This is a genomic window from Dokdonia pacifica, assembly GCF_900188275.1.
GTDB lineage: Bacteria > Bacteroidota > Bacteroidia > Flavobacteriales > Flavobacteriaceae > Dokdonia > Dokdonia pacifica.
Genome location: NZ_FZNY01000012.1, coordinates 1 through 25,226 on the forward strand (window position 1 = coordinate 1; position 25,226 = coordinate 25,226).

A 25,226-nucleotide genomic window follows, 5' to 3' on the forward strand; every position below is an offset into this window, starting at 1 on the left:
CCTCCTGTTACGGTTGCAGTCGCTTCTCCATTTAAACATCCTTGAGCAGTTGTTGCATCAACTCTTGTAATGTTTACACTTAATGCATTATCTGGTTCCGTGATTGTTATTGTTATATCCTCTGTTCTTCCAAGAGCATCAGTAACTGTAACTGTATATACACCAGCTAATAAGTTATTAAATATACCACTTGATTGATTTGAACCTCCATTAATGCTAAATTGATATGGCGCCACACCTCCTGTAGCAGAAACCTCTAAAGAACCTGTTGCCTCTCCATTACAAAGAACATCTGTTTGTCCTTCTGCAGAAATAATAAGTTCAAATCCGTCTACAAAATCATTATCACAACTAGATTGAACATTAATTGTTCTACTTATTAAATTATCATTTGCACCATCTGCATCAGAAATTGAGATGTAACCCGTTAAGTCAGTTTCTCTTATCTCATAGTCTACAACAGCATTGATATCGTCTATTTCAGTTAACGCTCTATAATTTCCATCTGCATCAGTAATAACCGTTGTTGATGTACCGTCATCTCCGTCTACTACAACCTGCACATTTGCTAAAGGATTTCCTTCTTCATCACTTACATTACCACAAATTACTGGTGTAGTGATAAATATAGATACTGGATCTACATACGTTGCATTTGTTAAATTGAAAGAATAGAAACGATCAGAATCATCATCTAATTTTCCTACTCTATATTTTAAATTTGAATAATTTTCATAATAATTACTAAAGGTATATCTAGGATCTGTAGATATCCCGTTTCCATCATCTGGAGCATTACTATCTGATTGTGCTTCTCCACGTACAAATGCAGCATCATTGCTAACATCTAAGAGCGTTGTACTTGATACATAATATGCATCAGGAAGTGATAACTCAGCATATTCTCTGGCATTTTCATCATTTCCATCTATATCCAATGGTGTACCAAAAAATGAAAGTAATATTTGATCAGCAGCAGTTCCTCCAGAAGTTACAAACTTAATATCAAAGAGTACACTCTGATCACCATTATTAGTACTGTTTATTTGTGGTTGGAAAGCACTACCTATTCCAAAACCAGCAACATCTATTTGTAATAAAGACGCACCGTTTGTAAACTCTTCTACCTCAACTAATGCATCTATATTAGGAAAGACATTTGAGAAACGATACACCGCCCCTACTTGTAAATCTGAACCAGATTCTAATGTTGGATTACTAAAATTCCCATTTTCTACAAATGGGCTACAGGTACAATCTCTCGCAGATGCTACTGCATTTATAACATCTACTGTCACTACAGCTTGATCACAAGCTCCTGTGCCATCACAAATTTCATATATAAATTGGTATTTTCCTGTCGGAGTATCGGGAGCTACATCTACAGTACCATCAGAATTCAATGTTATAAACCCATTAGGTTCTGGCTGTACAAGTGTTAATGTAACATCATTAGGATTTAGAAATTCTCCGTTAAGTTGGTCATTATCTAAAACATTAATCACATTATTTTGTCCTGTATTCCCATCAATAATACCTGCATTATCAGGTCCTGCAGAAATAGAGCTTACAAAGAATAATAATTTTCCATCTGGCTCATTAACACTAATAACTCTAAAACCAAAAATTTGCTGACTCGTATTGAATAGAGCAGCACTGAAAGCAACTAAAGATTGTGTTTGATTAGGTATATTCGTTTGATGATTGACGCCTGTATCCCAGTCAAAACCTCTTACTTGAACTTGGGTTGCACCAGAGATGACATTTCCATTAACATCAAGAGGTACAAAATCAATTCCTGAATTTCCATTCCGTTCACTCACCAATAAATAGCCATTCCTTGGAATTTGATTTGTATAAACCATATCAACAAATCGCTCACCAGTAGGTATTGAACCTGACTCTATAGTCCAATAAGATCGTAAATCTGTATTCCCTACAACACTCTCTAATTCAGATAAATAATTAGCATTCGTATGTGGTATAGGCTGTGTTTGATTTGCTCGAACAACACCTACACTATTAGAAGGAATTGAATTAGATCCAATTAAAGGATTGGGATTAGAAATAGCAGGCATTGTATTTGTAACAAAAATCTGGTCCCCGTTTTCTAATCTAATGTTATCTATAGTAACAGATGCATTATTAGGAGTAGGATTACTATTACCAAAAGAATTATTTTGGACAATAGTACTTCCATTCACTTCTAATGTCACCTGATCTATAGCAGCATTATTTTGTGTTCCAGTCACGGTGATTGTTTGGGCATTCGCTGAAGCCACAAACAGGATCATAACACTTAGTGCTAAAATTTGCGATTTTAAGACTTTTAAGTAGTTATAATTCATATTACTTATATTTTTCATTAATGAGTGTAATCAAAAATTACGACACAGTTCTCTATTATAGATACCTGCATCAATATTGTTGCAATTTTATGTTAATTTGTTCAGAGGGTCTTTTATTCTTATCTAATCGTTAGATTTAAGAATAATACTTGCATCTTTTAGATATGCAGTAATAATTGAAGTTTCCCCATGAGCAAATAGATGAATATGTCTATTTCTATACGCTACCATAATAATTACATTTATACTTATATAAATTGTTTTTTTCTATTAATACTCAAGTTGGGTGACCCAAATATATCTGATTAATATCAACTTAAAATGTATTATTTTAGTTTTTAGACCTTTGTGTACAAATCATCGATGAACTACACAAATTATGGTATTCCCGTAGGTATTATTACGGAATTCAGACACACGTATAAGTACCCCCCAAAAATAATGTTTGAGAATTTTGCGATATTGCTTAAATACTAGTAAATTCAATAGTTTCAGTAGTTTTTTATACGCTTTCGCGAAAGCGTATACCCAAAAAAAAGAAAATTTCAAAAAATTACGACATTTATCCATAATAGATAGTTATTCAGTCACTTAAAGTTATTATGGTTAATAAATCACTTGATAGAATTTATAGATAAAAAGTTTCTAAATGATCTATATCTTTTTACTTAACAGACTCCTTTTTATTTAAATACCTGTAAGGAATACTCTAGAGAAATAAATACTGTTGTTAATGCTACTTTTTTAGAAGTTTGTATACTCATAATTGTATGATTTGGGTTTATAAAATAGGGTTGTGGTACTATTAATGGTCACAAATCAACACCAAAATTTTTGAGATAAACATTAAAAAGGAATAGAAGCCTTTTTTTTATGCATGAAACTCTAAAAAACAAGAATTAATACAGAATATAGTATTTCTTTACTCATATATAGTATATGATTTTAAGTTGGTCATAAAATCAATTCATACATTAATTATTAATTTTAAGCAACTCCTCTTACCTTAATATAGTGGTTTGTTTAATTATATTTGCATCTTTAAAATTATCTATCATTCATGAGTGTAAAAGAAGAGATTGCAAGAAGAAGAACCTTCGGTATTGTATCGCATCCAGATGCAGGTAAAACTACATTGACAGAAAAATTATTACTGTTTGGAGGGGCAATCCAAGAAGCAGGTGCTGTAAAATCTAATAAGATAAAAAAAGGAGCTACGAGTGACTTTATGGAGATAGAGCGTCAACGTGGTATTTCTGTTGCCACATCAGTGTTAGCATTTGAATATCAAGGAACTAAAATTAACATCTTAGATACTCCTGGACATAAGGATTTTGCAGAAGATACTTTTAGAACGCTTACCGCAGTAGATAGTGTAATTGTTGTAATTGATGTAGCTAAAGGGGTTGAGGAACAAACAGAAAAACTTGTGGAAGTATGCCGTATGCGTAATATTCCTATGATTGTGTTTGTAAATAAATTAGATCGTGAAGGAAAAGATGCATTCGAACTATTGGATGAAATAGAACAAAAATTACATCTATCTGTAACACCTCTAAGTTTTCCTATAGGAATGGGATATGACTTTAAAGGGATTTATAATATCTGGGAAAAGAATGTAAATCTCTTTAGTGGTGATAGCAGAAAAAACATAGAAGAAACCGTAGAAGTATCAGATATTCAAGACAATATACTTGACAAACTTGTAGGAAGTGATGCTGCAGACAACTTAAGAGAAGAGCTAGAATTAGTACAAGGGGTATATCCTGCTTTTGATAAAGAAGCCTATTTAGATGGACATCAACAACCCGTATTCTTTGGATCGGCATTAAACAGTTTTGGAGTTCGCGAACTCCTAGATTGTTTTGTAGAAATTGCTCCTACCCCACGTCCTAAGCAAAGTGAAGAACGCCTAGTACTTCCGGATGAAAAAGATTTTTCTGGATTTGTATTTAAAATTCATGCCAATATGGATCCAAAACATAGAGATCGCTTGGCCTTTATAAAAATTGTATCTGGTGTATTTGAACGTAATACTCCTTATTTACATGTACGTAATAAGAAGAAATTAAAATTCTCTAGTCCAAATGCATTTTTTGCTGAGCGAAAACAAATCGTAGATATATCCTATCCTGGAGATATTGTGGGATTACATGACACTGGTAATTTTAAAATTGGAGATACGCTTACTTCTGGTGAAGAAATTCATTACAAAGGAATTCCATCATTTTCACCAGAACATTTTAGATACATCAACAATGCTGACCCAATGAAATCCAAGCAGTTAGCTAAAGGGATTGATCAACTAATGGATGAAGGTGTGGCACAATTATTCACCTTAGAACTCAATGGTCGTAAAGTCATAGGAACTGTAGGAGCCTTACAATATGAGGTAATTCAGTATCGATTGGAGCATGAATATGGCGCAAAATGTACCTACGAACCGCTTAATGTTCATAAAGCGTGTTGGGTAGATCCTGAAGATCCTAAAAGTGAAGAGTTCAAAGAGTTTTTACGTGTAAAACAACGTTTTATGGCAAAAGACAAAAGAGACCAACTTGTTTTTTTAGCAGATTCAGCGTTTAGTCTTCAAATGACACAACAAAAATACCCATCTGTCAAGATGCATTTTGTAAGTGAATTTGATGTAGCCTAAAAAGTAAATTCTCATATAAAAGCTCAATATTGATTTAAAATACAAAAGTCGTCTTCTTGTATTCTTTATTTTTAAAAGTTGCTTAAAACAGTTTTAAAGAAGCGTAAATTTCAACGTAAATAAGAATTAATTATCAAATATTACAGCCACTATAATTTTTTATTATAGTGGCTCTTTTTTTAGTGTTATTAAAAAATAGATGAAGTATGTATACGCTTTACTATTTTCATTCTCCCTATGGTCGTAAATCTCGCAGGCTCGATTTCGCGAAAGCAAAAAAATAGAGATTCCCATTTTGTATAGATGTAATACTCCATATACGATATACAAAAATCTACAGTTATCTTTATGAATAGAGTCATTCATACAAACGTTTGTCATGAAAATATATATTGTAAGTTGTTATCTGTTGTTTTTAAACCTATCGCTCTTAGCACAAGACACTATCCCAATAACGATAAGAAACGATAATAGAATCTACTTAAATGCTACCGTAAATGGGTCTCAAGAATTAGATGTTATATTTGACACGGGTGCTTCGGCAATGGTTGCAAACACTACACAAACAGACCATAAGCTTAACTTAAAGTTTAATGGATCTACTGAGAATACAGGCGCTAATGGCGTAAGTACTCAAAGGGTAAGCTCAGGAAATACCATACAAATTGGCACTTTTAAACGAGAAAATGAAGAGCTTATAGGAATTGCATACCCCGAAGAGCACTATTCTTTTGATGGTGTGATAGGGTATCCATTCTTTGAAGATTTTATTATGGAAATAGATTACCAATCTAAAATTATTGTCTTACACCGTTCAAAAAATACAATTCCAAATCGTAAGACTTATGAAAAGGTATCCTTAGATTTTATGAATAATCTCTTTTATATGGATATGACCATATTCAAAAAAGAAACTCCAGTACTATTCCCAGTAATGATTGATACAGGTTTTAATGGAGATCTCATTGTATACCATAAAATGGTTTCTGAAAAAGGGCTTGCAAATCAGTTTGAAAAAATAAGAAACTCGCGATCTGAAGGGACCGATGGTACTGTTATGAAATCTGATTTGGTCATCATTCCAAAAGTAATGTTGGCAAAAACAATCCTACAAGACATGGAAGCTAGTTTGAATCTGACGCCTGTTTCTACCGATTTCACAGCCATACTAGGCGGAAATATTATGAAACAGTTTCATTGGATTTTTGATTTTAAACGGCGAGTGCTTTACATAAAAGTAAATTGATTCGCATTTTATATCCAACATTAAGAAGTTCATATCTATGTTTGCCTGTAATATAAAGATTCAGGCAAATATCAAGTTATACTATCTAACTCTCTTTTAAAGGTTAAAAAAATTGTACACCAAATGGTTATGTAGTTTAGAATGGAAAGCAACTTTTATTTCTATAAATAATAACTTAAGGTAAACTGACTATTATTACCACAATTAAAATTTTATTTTAATTATAATGAAAGCCCTTATGAAATTAATTCACACATTTTATAATTTATACTGTATTAGTAAAGAGAGCTTTTATATATTCAATTTTTAACTATAAAAGTTAAAATATCTAAAGTTTTTAGGGTATAAATGATGATGATGATTTATTAAGAGATATCAAAAAAGTATAGTAACTAGTCAAAATCTAAATCAATAATTCCTAAGATAAAATTATATGGAGATAATAAAAGACCTCCAAGACTTCCTATAAGAATACAAGCATAAAAAATAGGTAAAATGATTTTGAATAATAAGAAAAATAAGATCATTCCAATAATACTAGTAATGTCTTTTGACAGAGAATCTGTAAAAGCGTCATAAATTTTTATGTTCTCTGCTGTGTCTGGGAAAAAATAAAAGTTAACAGAAAATGGTATTCCGATAATTAAAAAAAAAACTGCTTTAGTAAAATATTCTTTATCTTTAATTGAGCGGTAAATTTTTAATAATATCGTGATAATCTTATATCCAGTTAAAAACCCCATATTTATATAATATGTTTTAAATCAAATATATAAAATCATTTTAAAGTAACTAAATTAAAATTGCAGTATAAAACATTAGGCTTTTTTTATATGTAATTCTTTAAATTCTTTGGGAGATTGTTGGGTCATTTTTTTAAAAACTCGCTGAAAAGTGGCTTGGGAGTTAAATCCGCAATCATATGCAATACCCGTGATGGTTAAATTTGCTGTAGCAGGGTCCAGAATACGTTTTTTAAATTCGGTAACACGATAGGTATTTACATACTCATTAAAACTTTTACCTAGATGCTGATTCAATACACTAGAAATAGTTTTTTGTGGAATACCCGTGTGTTGCACTATATCTTGTAACTTGAGTATTGGATTGAGGTACCATTGTTTCTTATCCATAAGCTCCTCCAAAGCGGTAACCGTTTTTGTTATCTCTTCTGGAGAGATTACAGTTGAGACAGATGATTTAGAGATGGTTTTATACCCAATAATATAACCATTGACCCCCAACCAATACACCAAAATTACTAACGGAATATACACAGGATACCAACCCACATAGGACAACAAATAGGCTGACACACTTGGGATTGTATACGGAATCAAATGTAATGCCCATATACCTGCGAATATGGTAAATCCCATCAGAAAACGTTTTATCCAGTTTCCATGTGAGCTTTCTTGTTGTTGCTTGGGTTGCTCTTGCCATAATTGGTATGAAAACCATAAATATACTACCAATGATACCCATCGCGGAATATCAACATAGGTATTATAATCATCTACCCAATAACTAAAAGTATCTAAAACACTACCTGGTATCAATCCAAAAAAACCACCCACAATAAGTACAAGGAATACCATATGTGGCATCACATCAAATATCACTGTGTAAAAATGGCGTTTATCTTTCTTAGACAAAATATCCTCCGGATACAATAACGCACGGATATAAAAATAAATCAACGGACCTACCGGCATAATCACGACCAAAGGCACAATAGCTTGTATCAGATCTAACAAAAGACTCGATGCCGTAACCGCATTCAACAAATACAAATTAAGACACGCCAAAGAGATCAAAAGGATAATCCATGCCAGTCGTCTATTAGCATTCCTATTCACTCGCAATCGATACAATACCACCACAGTGATGACTCCTTGCAAGGTACCTAGCAATAATAAAATAGTTAATAAAGTGCTACTATTTGGCATAAAAGCAAAGGTATCTTTTTATACGCTTTCGCGAAAGCGAACTCAGAATCAAAAGCATCATCATGCATTCATCAGAAATCCAATTCTAAGTTCATTGTACTATTAAAAAATAACAGATTCGTAGACAATTCGTAGACAACAACAATTTATACACTACAGAAAGTATTATATCTTCCTAATTATAAGTAATTTGAAGGTATGAATACCTATTCAGATAAAACACAAATATCCGAACGGCAATCCGTAGCTAATGCCATTGTTCAGAAAAAAGACAATAGCTCTTCTGGAATGTATCTAGAAGATAACCGTCCTGAAACCCTAGCACAACGAAAATTGCAGAAGGCAACAGATACGTATACGTCACAAGAATCCATTCAGAAAAAAGAAAACAACACAGGCTTACCAGATAACTTAAAAACAGGAATAGAAAACCTCTCTGGTATTGCTATGGATGATGTGAAGGTGCATCGAAATTCTGATAAACCAGCACAATTACAAGCACACGCCTACGCACAAGGCACTGATATTCATTTAGGACCAGGACAAGAAAAACATCTTCCTCATGAGGTCTGGCATGTAGTACAACAAAAACAAGGACTTGTCAAACCTACTGTGCAAATGAAGGGAAAAGTAAACATCAACGATGATGATGGCTTGGAGAAAGAAGCAGATGTAATGGGAGCAAAAGCATTGCAATTAGTTAGTATTTCACCAAAAACAGAGTACAGCCATCAAGGAAATAGCACAAGCACAGTCACTAAAACAGTACAAAGAATGGCTGTTCACCCTGAAGGTGATTATAGAGAAAAATTAGGAAACCAAGAAACCGTTATTAATAAATTGGACCTACTCATTGCAATTATGCAAAGAGCCCTAGCTGGAGTTTTCCCAGAAGATTCTATGATAATAGAAATTACGAATAAAGGAGAAATGACACCTGCTTGGAACCACCCAAAAGGTACAACAAATAATCCCGGAAAACTTGGAGATATTGGGGTACAGTTTAATAAATGGTATTTAGAAAGAGTTTCTTTGGGAGATTTAATAGGGATGTTTATACATGAGGTTGGGGTACATACGTTTGCTGATAAACTTATGGGGAAAGAAGTACAACCAAATGGAAGTTGGACCGCTGATGGCGATTCTAATGCTGCTGCCGAATACCATGATCAAAGCAATCCTCATGATAATCAACTCGGAGGTACCATTGAAGGATATCCAAATGCCGCTGAAGCTCCTGGCAGTAGAAGCTGGAGAAGGTCAAGACAACGTGATCATGTGAATCTAGCTAAAAGCCTTTCTGGAGGGAAAAGTTCCAGGGCCAGTATATATACAGAACTATACCTTAATACTGGAGATGCAGTAAATGAAGAATTAGAAGAAGGAATAGCAAAAGATACAGTTCTAAAAGATTTAACTCGATCTTTTCTATTTGATTTAGGGCGATTGGCCGCTACAGATGATGGTGGTGCTGTATCTATATTTTGGAATACAGAAACTATTGGACAGCTCATGGATTACTATCTAGTAAATATTCTAAAACCAGAGGAAGATAGCCATAAATGGTTAAAAAGGGCTTCACTCAATATTAGATCTGGGAAATGGCAAATACGTGGCTATTTACTAGGCGTACTGGGTTCTTTAATGATTTCTTCTAACCCCGGTTCTCAAATAGCTCGCTCTGCTGTTGCAGGAACAATAGCTGGCGGAGTTATGTTAGCTACAGGAGCTACAGCCGCTGTTCCTGCAATTGCGACAGCTGCTGTTGTAGGTGGTGGATTATATCTCTTACAAAAACTTTTTGGTTATTAACAAAAGAATGAGATTTAAAATTGTAGCAATACGTTTTGATTTTTTGCTTTCGCGAAAGCGAACCTGTGAGATTCACAACCAAAGGGAGAATGAAACGGTAAAGCAAAAAAATATAATAAATAATCGTCAACCTGAACTCGTTTCAGGTTCTCATCCAGTTGCACTGCTATTTGCATTGTGAGCTTCCAAAATAAATTCGGAATGACGCCTTATCACACAAAAACTCAAAAATGAAATTCCAAATCTCTATTTTCTATTTTCTCTTCTCTATTTTCTAAACAACAACCTACTTCCCATCAAAAGGACAAGTCGCAAAATACTCTTGAATACTAAACTTACGATCTTCAAAGGTGTCTTGAAGGATTTTATAATGTTGGATCCGGTCTATACGGAACGCACGCATATCTTGACGTAAGTGACACCATGCAATCAAGATCCATTTGTGATACGCAGAATACATCGCACAAGGTTCTATTTTTCGAAAAGTGATATTGGGGTCATCCGCTTTTTGATAATTGATTTCCATATACTTAAAATGCGTAATTGCCAACTGAATTTCAGACAAGGCATTACTAGAAAATTCCTCTCGCTCCCAATTAAACACCAAGATTTTGTCATTTAGTAATTCGCTTTTTTCTTGAATGGAGGTACGAAAAACTGATTTTATCTTCGTCAATGCCTCATTAAATTCATTGACAAAAGAAGCATCTTTCGATTGACTTACGAGGTGTTGTGCTGTAATTAAAGCATTGGCTTGTTGTTCTGTAAACTGTACTGGAGCAACCGTATAAGTATCTACTAGACTATACCCCCTACCTTCAATCGTATAGACAGGAATTCCCGCTTCTTCGAGTTTACGAATATCTCTATAGATAGTACGAACACTCACACCGTATTTATCGGCGAGTTCTGTTGCTGTTAGCAATCGTTTGGAGCGCAACAGGGTTAATATCGATATGAGTCTAGATAGTTGTGACATAACATTACAAAGATAGCAAACGCTTGATCAGGGCGTTTGCTATATTAATATAAGTCCAATATAAATTATTCCGTTTTTATCTCTTTTTCTTCAGTATAACCTGAGGCTTTCGTTAAAAATTTTCGAAACCTTGGAGAAAATTTAGGAAGTCTCAGGTGGTTTTTCGCTTTAAGCGAAAAAATACCTTAGAAAAAGTGTCTTTTCTTTTGGTTCGTTTTCTTTGGACAAGCAAAGAAAATGAACGAAGAATATAATTGCTATTACTAAGATGATAGTATTATATAGTTAAAACAGTTATTTATATCAAGCCTACAAAAAATCACTCATTACCCCATAGAATGGAGGGCGACGCGGTTTCCCTCTGTATCGGTAAACTGAGCAATAAATCCATTTTCTTGAATATCGGTTTTAGGCATCAAAATTTTTCCACCAGCACCTTCTACTCTACTTAGTGGTACACTTAAATCTTCACCTCCATTCAAATAAATGGTAGACCCATCGGTAGATGGATTCATACCTTCCATTTGCAAAATAGCACCGCCTACTTTGTTATTTTCCATGTCATACGGGAAAATACCATACTTCATATGCTTATCTTCCATATGGTGGTCAATAATTTCGGCTCCTATTACTTCTGAATAGAATTTTTTTGCTCTTTCGTAATTGCTTACTGGTATTTCAAACCAATTCACTGCGTTTCTCATGATGTAGTTGTTTTTAAAATTTTACTACTGCAAAAATATTTGAGTCATTGACAGAAGATGTCAGGGGTGGTTTTTAAATTCTATTTTTTTACGCTTTCGCGAAATCGAGCTTGCGAGATTCATGACCAGAGGGAGAGTGAAACGATAAAGCTGACTCAGAATTAAAAGAATCAAGAATCTATCTAAGATCTCTTCTCTATTTTCCACACCCTATGTTCTCAAAGCTTGAAACCTGAAACCTGAAACTTAAAACCTGAAACTTAAAACCTGAAACTTAAAACCTGAAACCTGAAACCTGAAACCTGAAACCTGAAACCTAAAGCTTGAAACACAAAATCAGCTAACAATCAGGAAACCAGTATAAATACGCATATAGAATTGAGAACACAGCAGTATTTTTAGAAACTCAAATTTTAAAAACAAAAACATGAGCCAACCTAAGTTTAGAATTTATCCCTCCATTGGAATCGCTCGAATGGGAAATGGTCCTGCTACAAAAGACCAAGTCATTTTTAGTCCAGAAGTTCCTTGGGAAAATTTATACGACACCCAACAAAACTATATTACCGAAGATGGTGCTTTAAAGAAACAAGCACAGCGTTTTTATATTTATGAATGTGATGATGATGGGAAACCTATATGTGCGATTAGCGAAGAAGATTATGATATTCATTGGTCTGTAGAAGTTGCTAATAAAAAACCATTTTGGTATGACTTCAATAATAGTTTAGATCTTTCGGTTGTGGCAGATAATCAAAACTTATCTCCCAACTTTGTCGAAAAAAACATTGCCCCCGGTGTAGGAGCAAAACGTAGAAATCCAAATGTATTAGATCAAGGTATACGTCAAGAAGGAGGTTATGACTATCGTAAAGAACTAGTCAATAGCCCAGATGCTGTAGCGGTAAATGCATCACACAAGCGACAAGAGATTCGAGGCAAGTTTCCTTTTACGAAAGGGAAGGCCTTAAGCTTGCTTGCAAAAAGTCTACATACCAATGCAAAGCAAGTAAACCTAGGAACTGCCGAATATGATGACGGCACGCTTATTTTTTACCCAGCAGATGGAATCTCTGCTTCTTTAAATCCATCAGACTTAAATACTGATTTTGCAGATAATTCAAATTGGTATGACGATATCTGTGATGGTCGTATTACAGCAACTATCAAATCTAAAGATGGCAAAACAGAATACCAACTCACAGATTCAGAAAGTGCTGCTTGGGTTGCCTCTGCCCCACCAGATTATGCACCTCAAATCCAGCCTATCTCTACAATGTTTGATTTAGTATGTGGTGCTGCAAATGATACGTATGAGCCAGAATTAAGCTTGGTATTTCCTATGATGTATCGCTTGTATAGAATGCAATGGGTAAATCTTGGAGATTTCCTTTCGCCTTCTTTTAAAGAAACGATGGATAAGCTAGCCAAAGAAAAGAAATTTAAATACATCTACGATAAAGGAAATACGCCTGAAGAACGCAAAGAAGCAACCGAAATACGTGAAATGATCTTTCACCTCTTCAGAAATCCTATTTATAATTATGATAATGAACCGATCATTCCGAGTAAGGATATGACCAATATTAATAATAGAGGGAGCGGTACTGAGGAATTAAAACTTCCGTACTACCCTGGAGATGGAATTGATTACCCAGGAAGTCCGGCGCAATGGTTTGCCATCCCTCCTATGATTTATGAGGAACTCCGTAAATGGAAAGACGGAGAATTTGAAACTCCAGATAGTTTTGATTTTAAGAACATCAACCAGATGGGGAGATTCTATCGTAAACGCTTTAAGCAAGCAGCAAAAGATGAGGCTAGAAAACCCTTATTGATGACACGTGCCGTTCTAGAAACCTTATACGGTGGAGGGTTTCACCCTGGCGTAGAGCTTACATGGCCAATGCGTCATAATCTGATGTATGCAGAAAATAAGATGATTTATCCTTGGGTATCAGAGCACAAAAATTATACCTATGGTTTTTATGGCTTACGCGAAATACGTCTCAATACGGCTTCACCTGAAGAACAAAAAGAAATCTTCTATAATGACTTTGGATTTCAAATGGATTCAGATAATATAAAAGCATCTATGAAAAAAGGAGCCGATCATTGGTTATGGAAAACAACACCTGGTGATTTAACCAAATGGATGGGAATCCCATGGCAATCGGATGCAGGAAGCTGTCAGGCCGTATTTGTTGAAAAACAATATCCTATTCCTTCTTGGTGGGCAGCAAATTTACCTGTTCAGGTATTACCAGAAGATGCGTATCACAAACTTCTTGACCCGACTATTTTACTTGAAACCAAGCATAACATTTATGCATCACGCTTGGCATGGTTGCATACTACAGATACAGGTTTTATAGGATATCATGCAGAAGGAGGTTATATGAACGGACTTATTAATATGGTCTATAAATGGAAAGATATAGGCGTCGTTACAGGGAGAAGACTTCATGTAAAAGGACTTCCAAAAATTGTATATGTAGCCTTCAATGGAAAACAATCATAAGTAGGACATATGATTAAAACCGATGTGATTATTATAGGTAGCGGGATTTCTGGTCTCACCCTCTCGCTACTCTTACAGAGAAAGCAAATACCACATATTGTTTTAGATCGTGTACAGAAACAAAAAGTCATGGCTTTGGGAGAAACACTTCCCCCATCGGCCATGGCTTTATTGGAAGAACTGGAGTTACTTTCATTCTTTCAAGAAAATGCACTACGTAAAACGTATGGATATCATTCGGTATGGGGAAGCAAAACTTTACAGACTACAAACTTCTTTACAAGCAATCCCTTTAAGTACGGACTTAAAATAGATAAGCAGGGTATTCAAACAGCATTAAAAGAAAAAGTAGCAAGTCATATCTTACCATTCGACCAATTAGATACGATAAACCATACAACAAGCAAGGTAACTGTTACCCTCTCTCATAAAAAAAAAAAACAACACATTGAAGGAAACTATATCGTAGATGCTACTGGACGAAATCGAATAGTACTAAACGTATTACAAATTCCTATCAATCTATATGATGAATTATTAGCTTTTAGTTGTCATCTTCCCAAAAAGAAGCATAAACATATGATTCATGAGGTACTTACAGAATCTTTTGCTGGCGGATGGGGTATTGTCTCTGGCTTAAATAAAGAGACGCAAGTAATGACCTTGTATACTACTAAAAATACAGGCTTACATTCACAACTTACCAACTATTCCCATTGGAAAACGATTCTTGCAGACACAAAATATCTACGGAAATACCTAGCAAAAGAAGCACCAAGTAGTATACATGGAGGAAAAGCAAATTCATCTGCACCTCAACAGATGGCTGGAGAAAACTGGATCGCTATTGGCGATGCTGCGATGGCATTTGACCCATTATCCTCTCATGGCATTACCAATGCTATCTATACAGCACATCGTGCAAGTGAAGTATTCACAAAGACATCATCCTATACCTTGAAAAACTACCATCAAGATATGCAAGCCATTCTTACTACCTCTCTAGAGACAAAAAACACCTTATATCTGCGAGAACAACGCTGGCCAGAAGAGGTGTTTTGGGAAACGTATCATTCATTTCTCTCCCCTCCATCTGTATCTCGTTCTCTCCATACAGCCACCTCCTCTAGCTGAGGTAAGAAGCTTTTTGTTTTTCATTTTAGAATAAGACTTAGAATTAAAAGAAACAGGATTTATGGAATATAATAATAAATAACACCTCCCTCAATCCCTCCTTTTTAGGAGGGAAGTGTTTTAATTTTCGTTTTAAATTAAGTTTTAGTGAAGTTCCTCTTTTGAGGGTTAAGAGGCTCTACCCTCCTATTCTTCCTTTTTCATCTTCTAGGCTTCCGTTGCGTTTGCGTGCTTTTTTGACATCATTGTTTCCAAAAGCATACTGTAAATAGAAATTGACATTTCGGCTGTCACTTCCTCCACGACCATCGATAAATAAATCACCAAACTGTGTCGTACCATTCCAAGGAATCGTATATAACACATCATTTATAGTGATTTTACCTGTCCATTGTTTCCATGTTTTCTGTACGGCAAGATTTAAAGAGCCTATACTTTCGGTTTCATAAGTACCTCCCCATATAGACGGACTGCTATACCATCCGCTTACTTCTAATTTAAAGTCTTTAGGTAATCTAATGGTATTCTGTGCATAAAACCCAAAGGTTTCTTGTGAAGTAGAAATAAAGGCATCATTGGTGGCGGTAAATACGTTATAAGACCCGTATACATTTGCATAGACACTCCACCAAGAATTCACTTTAAAAGGATACGACACACTGATGTTATACACTTCTTGATCGGCTACATTTCTGGTACTCAAAAAGTTTCTAGAGTCTCCAATAGCTTCGGTTACCTGTGCAAAAAAGTCACTTACGTATGAATAACTAAAACTTGTAGTTAGCGTATACTTATAGGTATGCGATAGCTTGACATTATTGGTGTACTGGGGTTGTAAAAACGGATTTCCACGTCTAAAGCTTAATTCATCTATCTGATATTCAAACGGGTTCAAATCTTGGTAATTCGGACGTTGAATTCTTCTACTATAATTCAATGCAAAAGAATTATTCCTATTGGCTGCATAGGTTAGTCCGGCTGATGGAAATAGATCGGTATACGTACGATTTACAGACTCGTTATTGGTTTCGGTAGCAGCAATGAGATCTCCTTGAGAATCGGTATGCTCTACGCGGAGACCTCCTTGAAATTTCCATTTCCCGGTGCCTGCGTTATATTTCGCGTAAGCGGCATAAATCTTTTCATCATAAATAAACTCATTACTTCTCTCTACATTGAGAATGTTTGTACCATTAATGATATTAAAGAAATCAAAGATATTATCGGTACGAACTTTAGAAGCCTTTACACCCGTTTCAAAAACGCCTTTGCCTAGTTTTTGCTCATAATCTGCTTTGGCAGCATAAATATCAATAGTGATAGGCGTGTCTTGCAGGGTAATATTCTCATTAAGTATCTCTCCAGAAGGAGTAACATAAAAGTTAGGTTGATTATTCAATCTGTCACGCGTATAACGGCCATAGTCAACATCTGCACTAAAAGTTGTTCCTGTAGTATCTTGATAACGATAGTTCAAATTAACTCCTACATTTACTGTGGTATTTTCAGAACTATTAGGAGCGCGTAAAATACTATCGATAACTCCTGTATTTCTATCAATGATAGGCGTTTGACTATTGGAGAAGCTTTCGGTATCATTAAAATTGGCTGTAATGACGCCTCCTATAGTACTACGTTTTGTCAAGTAATGATCTGCGCCAAAACGGATGTTATTTGAAAATCCGTCCAATTCTGAATCGGTTTGAGAATCAAAAATTTTATCTCCTTGAATTCTAAACAGATCAATAAAACTGGTAGAGCGTCCTAAGTAATTAGAATAAGTTCCATAGAGGTTCCATTTTTTGAGTCGGCTAGTTAGGGATACCGAGTTATTAGTTCGCAAATAATCTCCTACAGTGACCGTACTAGAAATGCTTCCACGGGTTCCTAATCCTTTTTCTCTCTTCAAACGGATATTGATAATTCCCGCATTACCTGCTGCATCATAACGTGCGGAGGGCTGTGTGATGATTTCAATACTTTCTATAGTATCTGCTTGCAAAGCCTGTAAATAGGCCGTAAGATCGTCTCCTTGCAAGAAACTCTGTCTTCCGTCTATATAGATAAGTACGCCAGTTTTACCTTCTACAATCACATTATTGTTATTGTCCAGACGTACGCCAGGAGCTTTCCGTAATAATTCAATGCCATTATTACCCGCACTACTCACCGTTCCTGCGACGTTAAACACTGTTTTGTCTGGCTCTACCTGAATGATAGGTTTTTGTGCAACTACGGTAACTTCTTCTAAAGATTCGGTAGCAAGTGGTAATTGAATAGCGGGTAGTATACGTGGTGTTGAGGTGATGGTAATTGTTTGTTCTACGGTTGTATACCCTACAAAAGAGAGTACAAGTGTATAGGTATCTGGCGCTAAGTCTGCAATCCTAAAAACACCTTGTTCATTGGTGATCGCGGCTTTAACTAGCGTCCCATCTACGGCATTGATAATCACATTTACATACGGTAAAGGTTCTTGTGATTCTGCCACTACAGTGCCTTGTAAGGTTTGCGCTTTCGCGAAAGCGGATACTATAAAAAATAATACTAAAAATAGGGTTCGAGTGTTCATATCTGTGTTTGTTTGGCACAAATATGAAGTACTATGATCCCACTCTAAATAAAGAACCGACAGAGCGTCTCATAACTCGATGAGTTGGCAAAAGTCCATTGAACGGTCTATAGGGCAACTCGTCGAAAGTTATTTTATAAACCTATAATTCATCGTAGTTTTGAGTATCTTCTTATCCATATGGGTTCTTGAAGAAATTATCGTACATATTTTATGAAAAAAGGCTTAATTAATATACGGATTCCAGAAGTAATCGCTGTTGTAAGTGTTTATCTTGTACTATCCTTTTGCTATCATATGACGCTTTATTTTAATAGAGGTGGGCAAAATGATCCAGCTGATACACTATGGGATATAGGAGATTGGTATTTTACAAAAGGGTTACAATATACTTTTATGTTTGTAGCAACTGCCATTGTGTGGTTTGTGATTTTTAGAATATGTAGATCATGGCCTCTTAAATACCGACTACTTCTCCATTTTTTAGGGCTTCCATTTTTTATTCTATTTGCTAAAACGCTGTTTTATAGGATTTGCGAGTATTTAGGATATTGGCACTTAGATGGAAATGCAGAGATTTGGGATGTATATATTCCAGGGCTTTTCTATTTGATACAGTTTGCCGTTTTTCATGCCTATGAGCATTATATTATTAATCAACGTAGGTTACAATATGAAATAGAGCTTAAGAACTCAGCACTTAAGAGTGAATTAAGTGCCATCAAAGCACAGTTAAATCCGCATTTTTTATACAATGTATTTAATACTATTAATGCGAGTGTTCCTAAAGAAATGGAAGAAACTCGTGAAATGATTGCAGAGCTTTCTGATCTTTTTAGGTATCAATTAAAAGCGAGTCGTGAAGATTTTGTAACGCTTGCAGAAGAGTTAGAGTTTGTCAATAAATATTTAAAACTAGAGCAAAAGCGTTTTGAAGATCGTCTTTCCATACATATCAATGTGGATGATAGTTTGCTTTCGCGAAAAATCCCACCCATGATCTTACAGCCTTTGGTTGAAAATTCGGTAAAGCACGGTATTTCTCCGCTTGTAAAAGGAGGTCGTATTGATATTAGTATACACGAAAAAGAGAACAAATTGTGTTTTGAGATAAGTGATACAGGCATTGGTGTAGAAGACAAAGAAGCCATCTTTACGTTAGGTGTTGGTTTGAGTAATACTCAAAAGCGTCTTCAAAAAATGTATCAATCTACTTTAAAAGTAACCGATAATCTCCCTAGCGGACTCAAAGTGCAATTTGAGTTATAAAACTATAATGAATGAAAAAAGTAGTCATAGTAGATGATGAAAAATCAGGCCGTGCGCTTATCAAAGAATATTTAGAAAATCACAAAGAACTTATTCTTGTAGGCGAAGCTAATAATGGCGTAGATGCTATAAAAATCATTAATGAATTTCAACCTGATTTGGTATTTATGGATATCCAAATGCCTGGATTGACAGGTTTTGATGTATTAGAACATCTACAAGAATTGCCTACCATTATTTTTAGTACAGCTTATGACAAATATGCCTTACAAGCTTTTGAAGTACATGCAGTAGACTACCTCTTAAAACCGTATACCAGAGAACGTTTTGATAAGGCAATCTCTAAACTAAAAGATAGTTCACCTCAACATATTGTTCCGCTAGCTGATCAACATATCATGTCTAAAACAGAATATCCTGATCGTATGATTGTGGAGAAAGGATCTAAATATGTAACCCTCGCTACAGAAGATATCTATCATATAGAAGCTTATGGTGACTACTCTAAAATTTATGACACAAAAGATGTATATATAAGCAATCGTGGGATTAGCCAACTGGAAGAAAAGTTAAATCCAAAACAGTTTTTACGCATTCATCGTAGCAGTATCGTGAGTTTGCCTGCCATAAAAGAGGTCTCTAAGTATGGAAAAAGCTATTTGCTAATTCTTAAAAATGATGAGAAAGTAAAAGTAAGCCGCAGTTATGCAGATAAGATTAAGGAGCTGATTTTATAGCCATTCATCATAAATTACTGAATATGCATTATCATTTTGTGCTCCTTGAGATCGTGAACCTGCCAGTCGGCAGACAGGAGCGTATAAAAAAACATTATTTAAAATATTCATCAGATTTATTAAAATCTACATCTATAGATTTATAAAAAGGACAGAAACCAGAAAAACTAGCAACTAAAAAAAGTCCAGAAAGTATAATTAAACAAAAACCTAAAAAATTCCAGAGAGGTCCAAAAATCACTACAGATAGAAGAGCAATCGCTACAATAAATCGAGCAACACGATCCATTGTATTCATATTTCTTTTTCGCTTAAACATAAGGGGCTGAATTCATTAACAGTACAAAAATACTGTTTTTACGTATAAAAAAATAGAAATATCTTACAATTTGAATATTTGACATTTTTTTATGACATTTTATAAAAAATCACTTAATAAAACTATATTTAAGGAGAATTTAAATAGCAAATCACGCTCATAGTATATGTCATTCGTGTATTTGCTTCATCAATCAATCCTAAGAATCACCTATGTTATTTGGCTTTGGACTTAAGAGTTCTATTTTACTTATTTTCTTTTTTCATGGGATCGTATTCTCTTTTTTGTTATTTAAAAAAGGCATACAGAATGATATCAAGTCTAGTAAGTGGTTAAGCCTTTTTACATTCTTATGTACCTTATATATTACCCCGTTTATGTTGGGGTATGCCAATTGGTACTCTGAATCACCTTATAGGGAGATCTTATTTTTCATACCATTTCAACAGCTATTTCTTATTGGACCTGTACTCTATTTTTATTCGCAAAGTCTATTAAATGCATCCTTTAAAATTTCAAAAAAAGATTATATCCATCTCGTTCCCGCTATAGTCTATATGGGGTATAGCCTTATTGTTTTTATCACAGATGTATTTATCGTAGACGAGCCTTATTTTTATGCAGATGGTAGAGATAAAGATTTTGACTTATGGTATCAAATTGCAGGCTTAGTATCTATGGTGTTCTACTTAGTTTTAAGTTTACGTTTTTATTTAAACTATAAAAAAATAGCTTTTGAAACCGTAAGTTTTGCCGACTCTATTTTGTTTAAATGGCTACAACGTTTCTTTATTGCTTTTTTAGTTATTCTATTGTTAAGGCTATTGTACTTTATTATCAATCCTGAATGGGGTCAATTTGGACGTAAGTTCTGGTATTATCTCTGTTTTTCGGCATTATACTATTATATAGCATTGAGCGGGTATTCCAATACGGTAAAGGCAATGATTCCTATAAATCCTTCTATAGATGAAGAGGTGCCAGAAATATCTATTCAAAATACAAAAAAGAAAAGAATAGAAATTACCATTCCAGATACTGAAACTTGGAAACAACGACTACTAGACTTAATGTTGGTAGAAAAGCTTTATGAAAACCCTTCCTTAACCGTCTCAGATATAGCTTCACAATTAGAGACCAATACAAAATTTATCTCTTCTCTGGTGAATAGTGTGTTTCAAATGAATTTTAATGATTTTATAAATTATTACCGAGTAGAAGCCGTGAAAGAGCAACTAAAAAACGATGCTCAAAAAACAAAGACCTTATTAGGAATTGCGTTAGAATGCGGCTTTAATTCTAAAGCTACTTTTAATAGAGCATTCAAAAAACACACATCACTTTCTCCTAAAGAATTTCTTGCAACTTTAGCATAAAAATAGGTCTCAAATCCAGATTTGAAGCGCGCATGACCTATAAACAAAGGATATTTGTGTATCAATTTAAAAACACGTCATGAAAAAAATAATCACACCTATTCTTATTCTACTATCTTTTATAAGCATTGCACAAACCATTGCTACAGATAAAATAGACGCTATTGTTTCTTCAAAAATAGAGGCAAATGATCCTAGTCTATTTGTAGGAGTTGTTAAAGATGGAGTTATTGTATATGAATATTATAATGGCCTTACCAGTTTACAACATCAAGTAAAAGCAACTAAAACTTCTCGTTCTAATATAGCATCGGTAGCTAAGCAATTTACCGCTTTATGTATTTTACAATTAAGCATAGAAGGTTCGCTCAGCCTAGAAGATGATATACGTACCTATCTTCCTAATTTATATAAAAATATAAAAGAACCTATTAAAATAAGGCATCTCATCAATCACACAAGTGGTATTAGAGACTATCCCGATTTAATGGGGGTGCAAAGAAATCCTTGGTGGCGACGCGTAGGAATAGATAATGATGATGTAATTGAATTACTAGAAAAACAAGAAGATCTTAATTTTGCGCCTGGATCTGATTATACGTATAGTAATTCTAATTATACCCTATTGACAAAAATTGTAGAGAAAGTCTCTGGAATAAATTTCCATGACTATTCAAAACAGTTATTTGAAAGGTTAGGAATGAAAAATACATCATTTTTGAAAAACTACATGGCGGTAATGCCAAATCAGGTACTTCCCTACTCTGATTGGGGAGATGGTGTATGGCAACAGTTTCCTATGCTTACCAATTTATATGGTGATGGTTTTTTATATACAACATTAAAGGATCAATTAATCTATGAGCAAGCCGTTCAAAATGCGCAGAAAACAAATAATCAATTATTAATACAAAGTCAGCTTCCTATACCTAATAGTGAGATTACCAGCTATGGTTTTGGATTAGAGCTCACCAATAGACTTAACTATAAAGCAGTACATCATTCGGGAGGTACAGGTTCTTATAGTGCAGAGATGGTACGTTATCCTGAGGAGAGGCTTTCTATTTTTGTAATGAGTTCTAATAGTAACGTTTGGAGTGGCGGTATTGCAGATGAAGTAGCAAACGTCCTACTACCTAAAAAGGAAGTAGAAATCACTCAAACAGATTTTGAAAACCTAACTCTCGGTGATCCATTATCACTAGAAGCATTTACAGGAACCTATGCCACAGCCGATGAAAATATAATCATAACTATTTTTGAAGAAGATGGGAAAATAAAATACCAAAGAGGTAACAACAATCCATTTATACTCATAAAAGAAAAAGAAAATCTATATACTTTTGAAGAGTCTTCTGATGCAAAAATTACATTTACTCGAACTACTGGACAGCCTATAGATCTTACGTTGTATCTGCCAGGAGCAGCACCCAGACATCATACAAAGTTGATCAATAAAAGTTTAAATAGTTATGAGTTAGATGCCTACACAGGTCATTATGAAAATACAGAGTTAGATGTTGCTTTTGAGATTTTCAGAAAAAATGACGCATTATTCATCAAACAAACAGGCAGAAAACAAACGTCAGAAATTACCCAGTTAACACCTTCATTCTTTTTAGTATCTGGTTATAAATTAAAAGTACAAAAAGATGCTTTTAACCGAGTGCGTGAAATTTTACTTACCACAAATCGTGTGGCGAATATCAAATTTGTAAAGAAAACATCTTTAGAATTTCAACCTATCATTCCTACAGACAATGGCTCTATACAAGTAACTACCATTGCTTCTAAAGGAAAAGGTTCTAATATTTTATTGACTAAAAATTATGAAAATGGTAATGAAATTTGGTTTAAACAATACGGAGGAAGTAGCTACGATAAAGCCAACTCTATTATTGATACCAAAGACGGAGGCTATCTTCTAGTAGGATTTACAAGCTCGTATGGCAATGGAAACTATGATGTCTATGTGATTAAAGTAGATGCCAAAGGAAAAGAGCAATGGAGTGCTACCTATGGTGATTTTTATAATGAGTATGGGAATTTTGCTGAAGAAACTGAAACAGGATATATCATTAAAGGAACCAAACAAGAATGCAAATCAAATAATCTAGCCTTAAAAAACAATTGTAAAACCAATGTATGGGAGATTACAATTGATAAAAAAGGAAATCAACTTTCTGATTCGGTACAGGAGGAGATTATAGAAAAACCAGCTTATCAAAAAGAATGGCATAGATAGGTAAACTACCTCGGGGCAAGTCTAAGGGTATTACCCTTTAGTAGCGTCAATAAAAGTATCGTGGAGGTATACGCTTTCGCGAAATCGAGCTTGCGAGATTCACGACCAAAGGGAGAATGAAATGGTAAAGCGAACTCTGACACATATAAATTAGATAAGGATATAGTGTCTATCCAATACAATACACACCAAAGCCTGGTTTCTTGCTAGAAATCAGGCTTTGATATTATAAACCACTATAAAACCAATAGTTACCTCCCTATTTATAGATAGCATAATTATTTTTTATTGTAATAAATTATTAGGAATCATTTAATTTGTTTAATTTCCATATCTAAAGAATAAACAAAACAACCAAATCATTATGACAAAAAAAATAACCTTACTCGCTTTTTTAATTTTTGGAACCATGAGCTATGCTCAAGATTACTTAGATGTAGTAAAAGCGACCTACCATTCAGCTACATTAGGTAATGTAGATAATGACGAAGAGACTGATGTTGGGAATGCTAATGTCGAAGTGTATTTCCCATTACCATTAACTAGTGATATTACGTTAATTTCTGGTTTTACCTATGAAAACACACGATTAAGTTTAAATAATTCTATAAGTAGAACCAACTTAATCATGACCCGACTTAATTTAGGTGTCAAGCTTGATCATGGTAATAAATGGAGTGGTACCTATGTAGCGCTACCTAAATTTGCATCAGATTTTAATAACATAGGAGATAATGATTTTCAAATGGGAGGTCTTGCATTATTAGAAAAAAGATATTCAAGTAAGTATAGTTTAAAATTTGGTACGTATGTCTCTTCAGAAAATTTTGGAACAACGGTAACCCCACTCATTGGTTTATGGTATAAGTCAAAAAACAAGAAATTTTACATAAACGCTACATTACCTATACGAGCAGATGCAAATTATTCTGTAACTGATCACTTTAGTGTAGGAGGAAATCTTCTTACTTCTGTAAAATCATATAATATCGCATCACAACTAGGTGATGGATTTTATGTACAGGAAGAGTCTATACGATTTTCTGCATTTGCAGCCTATGGGTTGCTAGATGACAGTCTTATTGTACGTGCGCGCGTTGGTTTTGACACCACAGATTATGGTTTATATGCACAAGGAGATGATGTAGGAGTGCAAGTACTAACATTTCAAGTGGGAGGCGATGATAGAACGAGGCTTAATTCAGAATTTGAGGCGGCACCATTTGTTGGGTTAGACCTTATTTTTAGAACTGGGCTATAAAATATTTGATACTTATGATATAAAATCACCGCTATCGTATGGATAGCGGTGATTTTTATTTTTAAACTGTAATCATTTTTAATCTTTTTACACATAAG

The 25,226-nt window shown here is 34.4% G+C and carries 18 protein-coding genes; 11 read left to right on the forward strand and 7 right to left on the reverse strand.

Annotated elements, in window-relative coordinates:
• A partial coding sequence (locus tag CHB80_RS22930) for an Ig-like domain-containing protein (RefSeq protein WP_218823101.1) occupies positions 1–2,348 on the reverse strand: 2,348 nt, incomplete at its 3' end.
• A gap of 1,060 nt (positions 2,349–3,408) precedes the next feature.
• On the opposite strand from CHB80_RS22930, the gene CHB80_RS22935 reads away from it, so the two are divergent.
• Positions 3,409–5,004 (forward strand): peptide chain release factor 3, encoded by a 1,596-nt coding sequence (locus tag CHB80_RS22935; RefSeq protein WP_089373863.1) that lies wholly within the window; start codon positions 3,409–3,411, stop codon positions 5,002–5,004.
• Positions 5,005–5,383: 379 nt separating this feature from the next.
• Positions 5,384–6,250 (forward strand): retropepsin-like aspartic protease, encoded by an 867-nt coding sequence (locus tag CHB80_RS22940; protein ID WP_089373864.1) that lies wholly within the window; start codon positions 5,384–5,386, stop codon positions 6,248–6,250.
• Between the two features lie 392 nt (positions 6,251–6,642).
• On the opposite strand, the gene CHB80_RS22945 is transcribed toward CHB80_RS22940, so the two are convergent.
• Positions 6,643–6,993, reverse strand: a complete 351-nt coding sequence (locus tag CHB80_RS22945; protein WP_089373865.1) for a hypothetical protein — start codon at positions 6,991–6,993, stop codon at positions 6,643–6,645.
• Between the two features lie 75 nt (positions 6,994–7,068).
• Positions 7,069–8,199: a helix-turn-helix domain-containing protein gene (locus tag CHB80_RS22950; protein ID WP_089373866.1), complete on the reverse strand. Its 1,131-nt coding sequence runs from the start codon at positions 8,197–8,199 to the stop codon at positions 7,069–7,071.
• Positions 8,200–8,397: 198 nt separating this feature from the next.
• Here CHB80_RS22950 and CHB80_RS24895 point away from each other — a divergent pair, with 198 nt between their 5' ends.
• Entirely contained in the window at positions 8,398–10,011 is a 1,614-nt protein-coding gene (locus tag CHB80_RS24895) for an eCIS core domain-containing protein (protein WP_218823102.1), read from the forward strand.
• A gap of 7 nt (positions 10,012–10,018) precedes the next feature.
• A complete protein-coding gene (locus tag CHB80_RS24800; RefSeq protein ID WP_179218255.1) occupies positions 10,019–10,192 on the forward strand; it encodes a hypothetical protein in 174 nt (57 codons plus the stop codon).
• A 105-nt stretch (positions 10,193–10,297) separates the two neighbouring features.
• On the opposite strand, the gene CHB80_RS22965 is transcribed toward CHB80_RS24800, so the two are convergent.
• Positions 10,298–10,990 (reverse strand): helix-turn-helix transcriptional regulator, encoded by a 693-nt coding sequence (locus tag CHB80_RS22965; RefSeq protein ID WP_089373868.1) that lies wholly within the window; start codon positions 10,988–10,990, stop codon positions 10,298–10,300.
• Between the two features lie 326 nt (positions 10,991–11,316).
• Entirely contained in the window at positions 11,317–11,694 is a 378-nt protein-coding gene (locus CHB80_RS22970) for a VOC family protein (RefSeq protein ID WP_089373869.1), read from the reverse strand.
• A gap of 427 nt (positions 11,695–12,121) precedes the next feature.
• On the opposite strand from CHB80_RS22970, the gene CHB80_RS22975 reads away from it, so the two are divergent.
• Both CHB80_RS22975 and CHB80_RS22980 read left to right on the forward strand, forming a co-directional pair.
• Positions 12,122–14,215: a LodA/GoxA family CTQ-dependent oxidase gene (locus CHB80_RS22975; RefSeq protein ID WP_089373870.1), complete on the forward strand. Its 2,094-nt coding sequence runs from the start codon at positions 12,122–12,124 to the stop codon at positions 14,213–14,215.
• Positions 14,216–14,224: 9 nt separating this feature from the next.
• A complete protein-coding gene (locus CHB80_RS22980; RefSeq protein WP_089373871.1) occupies positions 14,225–15,349 on the forward strand; it encodes an NAD(P)/FAD-dependent oxidoreductase in 1,125 nt (374 codons plus the stop codon).
• Positions 15,350–15,527: 178 nt separating this feature from the next.
• Here the strand turns inward: CHB80_RS22980 and CHB80_RS22985 are convergent, their stop codons facing one another.
• Positions 15,528–17,921 (reverse strand): outer membrane beta-barrel family protein, encoded by a 2,394-nt coding sequence (locus tag CHB80_RS22985; RefSeq protein WP_089373872.1) that lies wholly within the window; start codon positions 17,919–17,921, stop codon positions 15,528–15,530.
• A gap of 213 nt (positions 17,922–18,134) precedes the next feature.
• Between CHB80_RS22985 and CHB80_RS22990 the strand changes: the two genes are divergently transcribed.
• Together CHB80_RS22990 and CHB80_RS22995 are read left to right on the forward strand one after the other, a co-directional pair.
• Positions 18,135–19,190, forward strand: a complete 1,056-nt coding sequence (locus CHB80_RS22990) for a sensor histidine kinase (protein ID WP_089373873.1) — start codon at positions 18,135–18,137, stop codon at positions 19,188–19,190.
• 11 nt (positions 19,191–19,201) lie between these two features.
• On the forward strand, positions 19,202–19,927 hold the full coding sequence (locus tag CHB80_RS22995; protein ID WP_089373874.1) for a LytR/AlgR family response regulator transcription factor: 726 nt from the start codon (positions 19,202–19,204) through the stop codon (positions 19,925–19,927).
• Positions 19,928–20,021: 94 nt separating this feature from the next.
• Here the strand turns inward: CHB80_RS22995 and CHB80_RS23000 are convergent, their stop codons facing one another.
• Positions 20,022–20,225: a YgaP family membrane protein gene (locus tag CHB80_RS23000; protein ID WP_188476235.1), complete on the reverse strand. Its 204-nt coding sequence runs from the start codon at positions 20,223–20,225 to the stop codon at positions 20,022–20,024.
• A 233-nt stretch (positions 20,226–20,458) separates the two neighbouring features.
• Between CHB80_RS23000 and CHB80_RS23005 the strand changes: the two genes are divergently transcribed.
• The 3 genes from CHB80_RS23005 (at position 20,459) to CHB80_RS23015 (ending at position 25,128) form a co-directional block, all read left to right on the forward strand.
• Entirely contained in the window at positions 20,459–21,622 is a 1,164-nt protein-coding gene (locus CHB80_RS23005) for a helix-turn-helix domain-containing protein (RefSeq protein ID WP_089373876.1), read from the forward strand.
• Positions 21,623–21,701: 79 nt separating this feature from the next.
• On the forward strand, positions 21,702–23,867 hold the full coding sequence (locus tag CHB80_RS23010; protein WP_089373877.1) for a serine hydrolase domain-containing protein: 2,166 nt from the start codon (positions 21,702–21,704) through the stop codon (positions 23,865–23,867).
• Positions 23,868–24,231: 364 nt separating this feature from the next.
• Positions 24,232–25,128 (forward strand): DUF6268 family outer membrane beta-barrel protein, encoded by an 897-nt coding sequence (locus CHB80_RS23015; RefSeq protein WP_089373878.1) that lies wholly within the window; start codon positions 24,232–24,234, stop codon positions 25,126–25,128.
• The last annotated feature ends 98 nt before the right edge of the window (positions 25,129–25,226 follow it).

What these genes read in the sequence shown, in the direction of transcription:
- CHB80_RS22985 (WP_089373872.1), bottom strand. Translation starts at nt 17,921, where the DNA reads ATGAACACTCGAACCCTATTTTTAGTATTATTTTTTATAGTATCCGCT.
- CHB80_RS22970 (WP_089373869.1), bottom strand. Translation starts at nt 11,694, where the DNA reads ATGAGAAACGCAGTGAATTGGTTTGAAATACCAGTAAGCAATTACGAA.
- CHB80_RS22975 (WP_089373870.1), top strand. Translation starts at nt 12,122, where the DNA reads ATGAGCCAACCTAAGTTTAGAATTTATCCCTCCATTGGAATCGCTCGA.
- CHB80_RS23015 (WP_089373878.1), top strand. Translation starts at nt 24,232, where the DNA reads ATGACAAAAAAAATAACCTTACTCGCTTTTTTAATTTTTGGAACCATG.
- CHB80_RS24800 (WP_179218255.1), top strand. Translation starts at nt 10,019, where the DNA reads ATGAGATTTAAAATTGTAGCAATACGTTTTGATTTTTTGCTTTCGCGA.
- CHB80_RS23000 (WP_188476235.1), bottom strand. Translation starts at nt 20,225, where the DNA reads ATGAATACAATGGATCGTGTTGCTCGATTTATTGTAGCGATTGCTCTT.
- CHB80_RS22950 (WP_089373866.1), bottom strand. Translation starts at nt 8,199, where the DNA reads ATGCCAAATAGTAGCACTTTATTAACTATTTTATTATTGCTAGGTACC.
- CHB80_RS22940 (WP_089373864.1), top strand. Translation starts at nt 5,384, where the DNA reads ATGAAAATATATATTGTAAGTTGTTATCTGTTGTTTTTAAACCTATCG.
- CHB80_RS22980 (WP_089373871.1), top strand. Translation starts at nt 14,225, where the DNA reads ATGATTAAAACCGATGTGATTATTATAGGTAGCGGGATTTCTGGTCTC.
- CHB80_RS24895 (WP_218823102.1), top strand. Translation starts at nt 8,398, where the DNA reads ATGAATACCTATTCAGATAAAACACAAATATCCGAACGGCAATCCGTA.
- CHB80_RS22945 (WP_089373865.1), bottom strand. Translation starts at nt 6,993, where the DNA reads ATGGGGTTTTTAACTGGATATAAGATTATCACGATATTATTAAAAATT.
- CHB80_RS23010 (WP_089373877.1), top strand. Translation starts at nt 21,702, where the DNA reads ATGAAAAAAATAATCACACCTATTCTTATTCTACTATCTTTTATAAGC.
- CHB80_RS22965 (WP_089373868.1), bottom strand. Translation starts at nt 10,990, where the DNA reads ATGTCACAACTATCTAGACTCATATCGATATTAACCCTGTTGCGCTCC.
- CHB80_RS22990 (WP_089373873.1), top strand. Translation starts at nt 18,135, where the DNA reads ATGAAAAAAGGCTTAATTAATATACGGATTCCAGAAGTAATCGCTGTT.
- CHB80_RS23005 (WP_089373876.1), top strand. Translation starts at nt 20,459, where the DNA reads ATGTTATTTGGCTTTGGACTTAAGAGTTCTATTTTACTTATTTTCTTT.
- CHB80_RS22935 (WP_089373863.1), top strand. Translation starts at nt 3,409, where the DNA reads ATGAGTGTAAAAGAAGAGATTGCAAGAAGAAGAACCTTCGGTATTGTA.
- CHB80_RS22995 (WP_089373874.1), top strand. Translation starts at nt 19,202, where the DNA reads ATGAAAAAAGTAGTCATAGTAGATGATGAAAAATCAGGCCGTGCGCTT.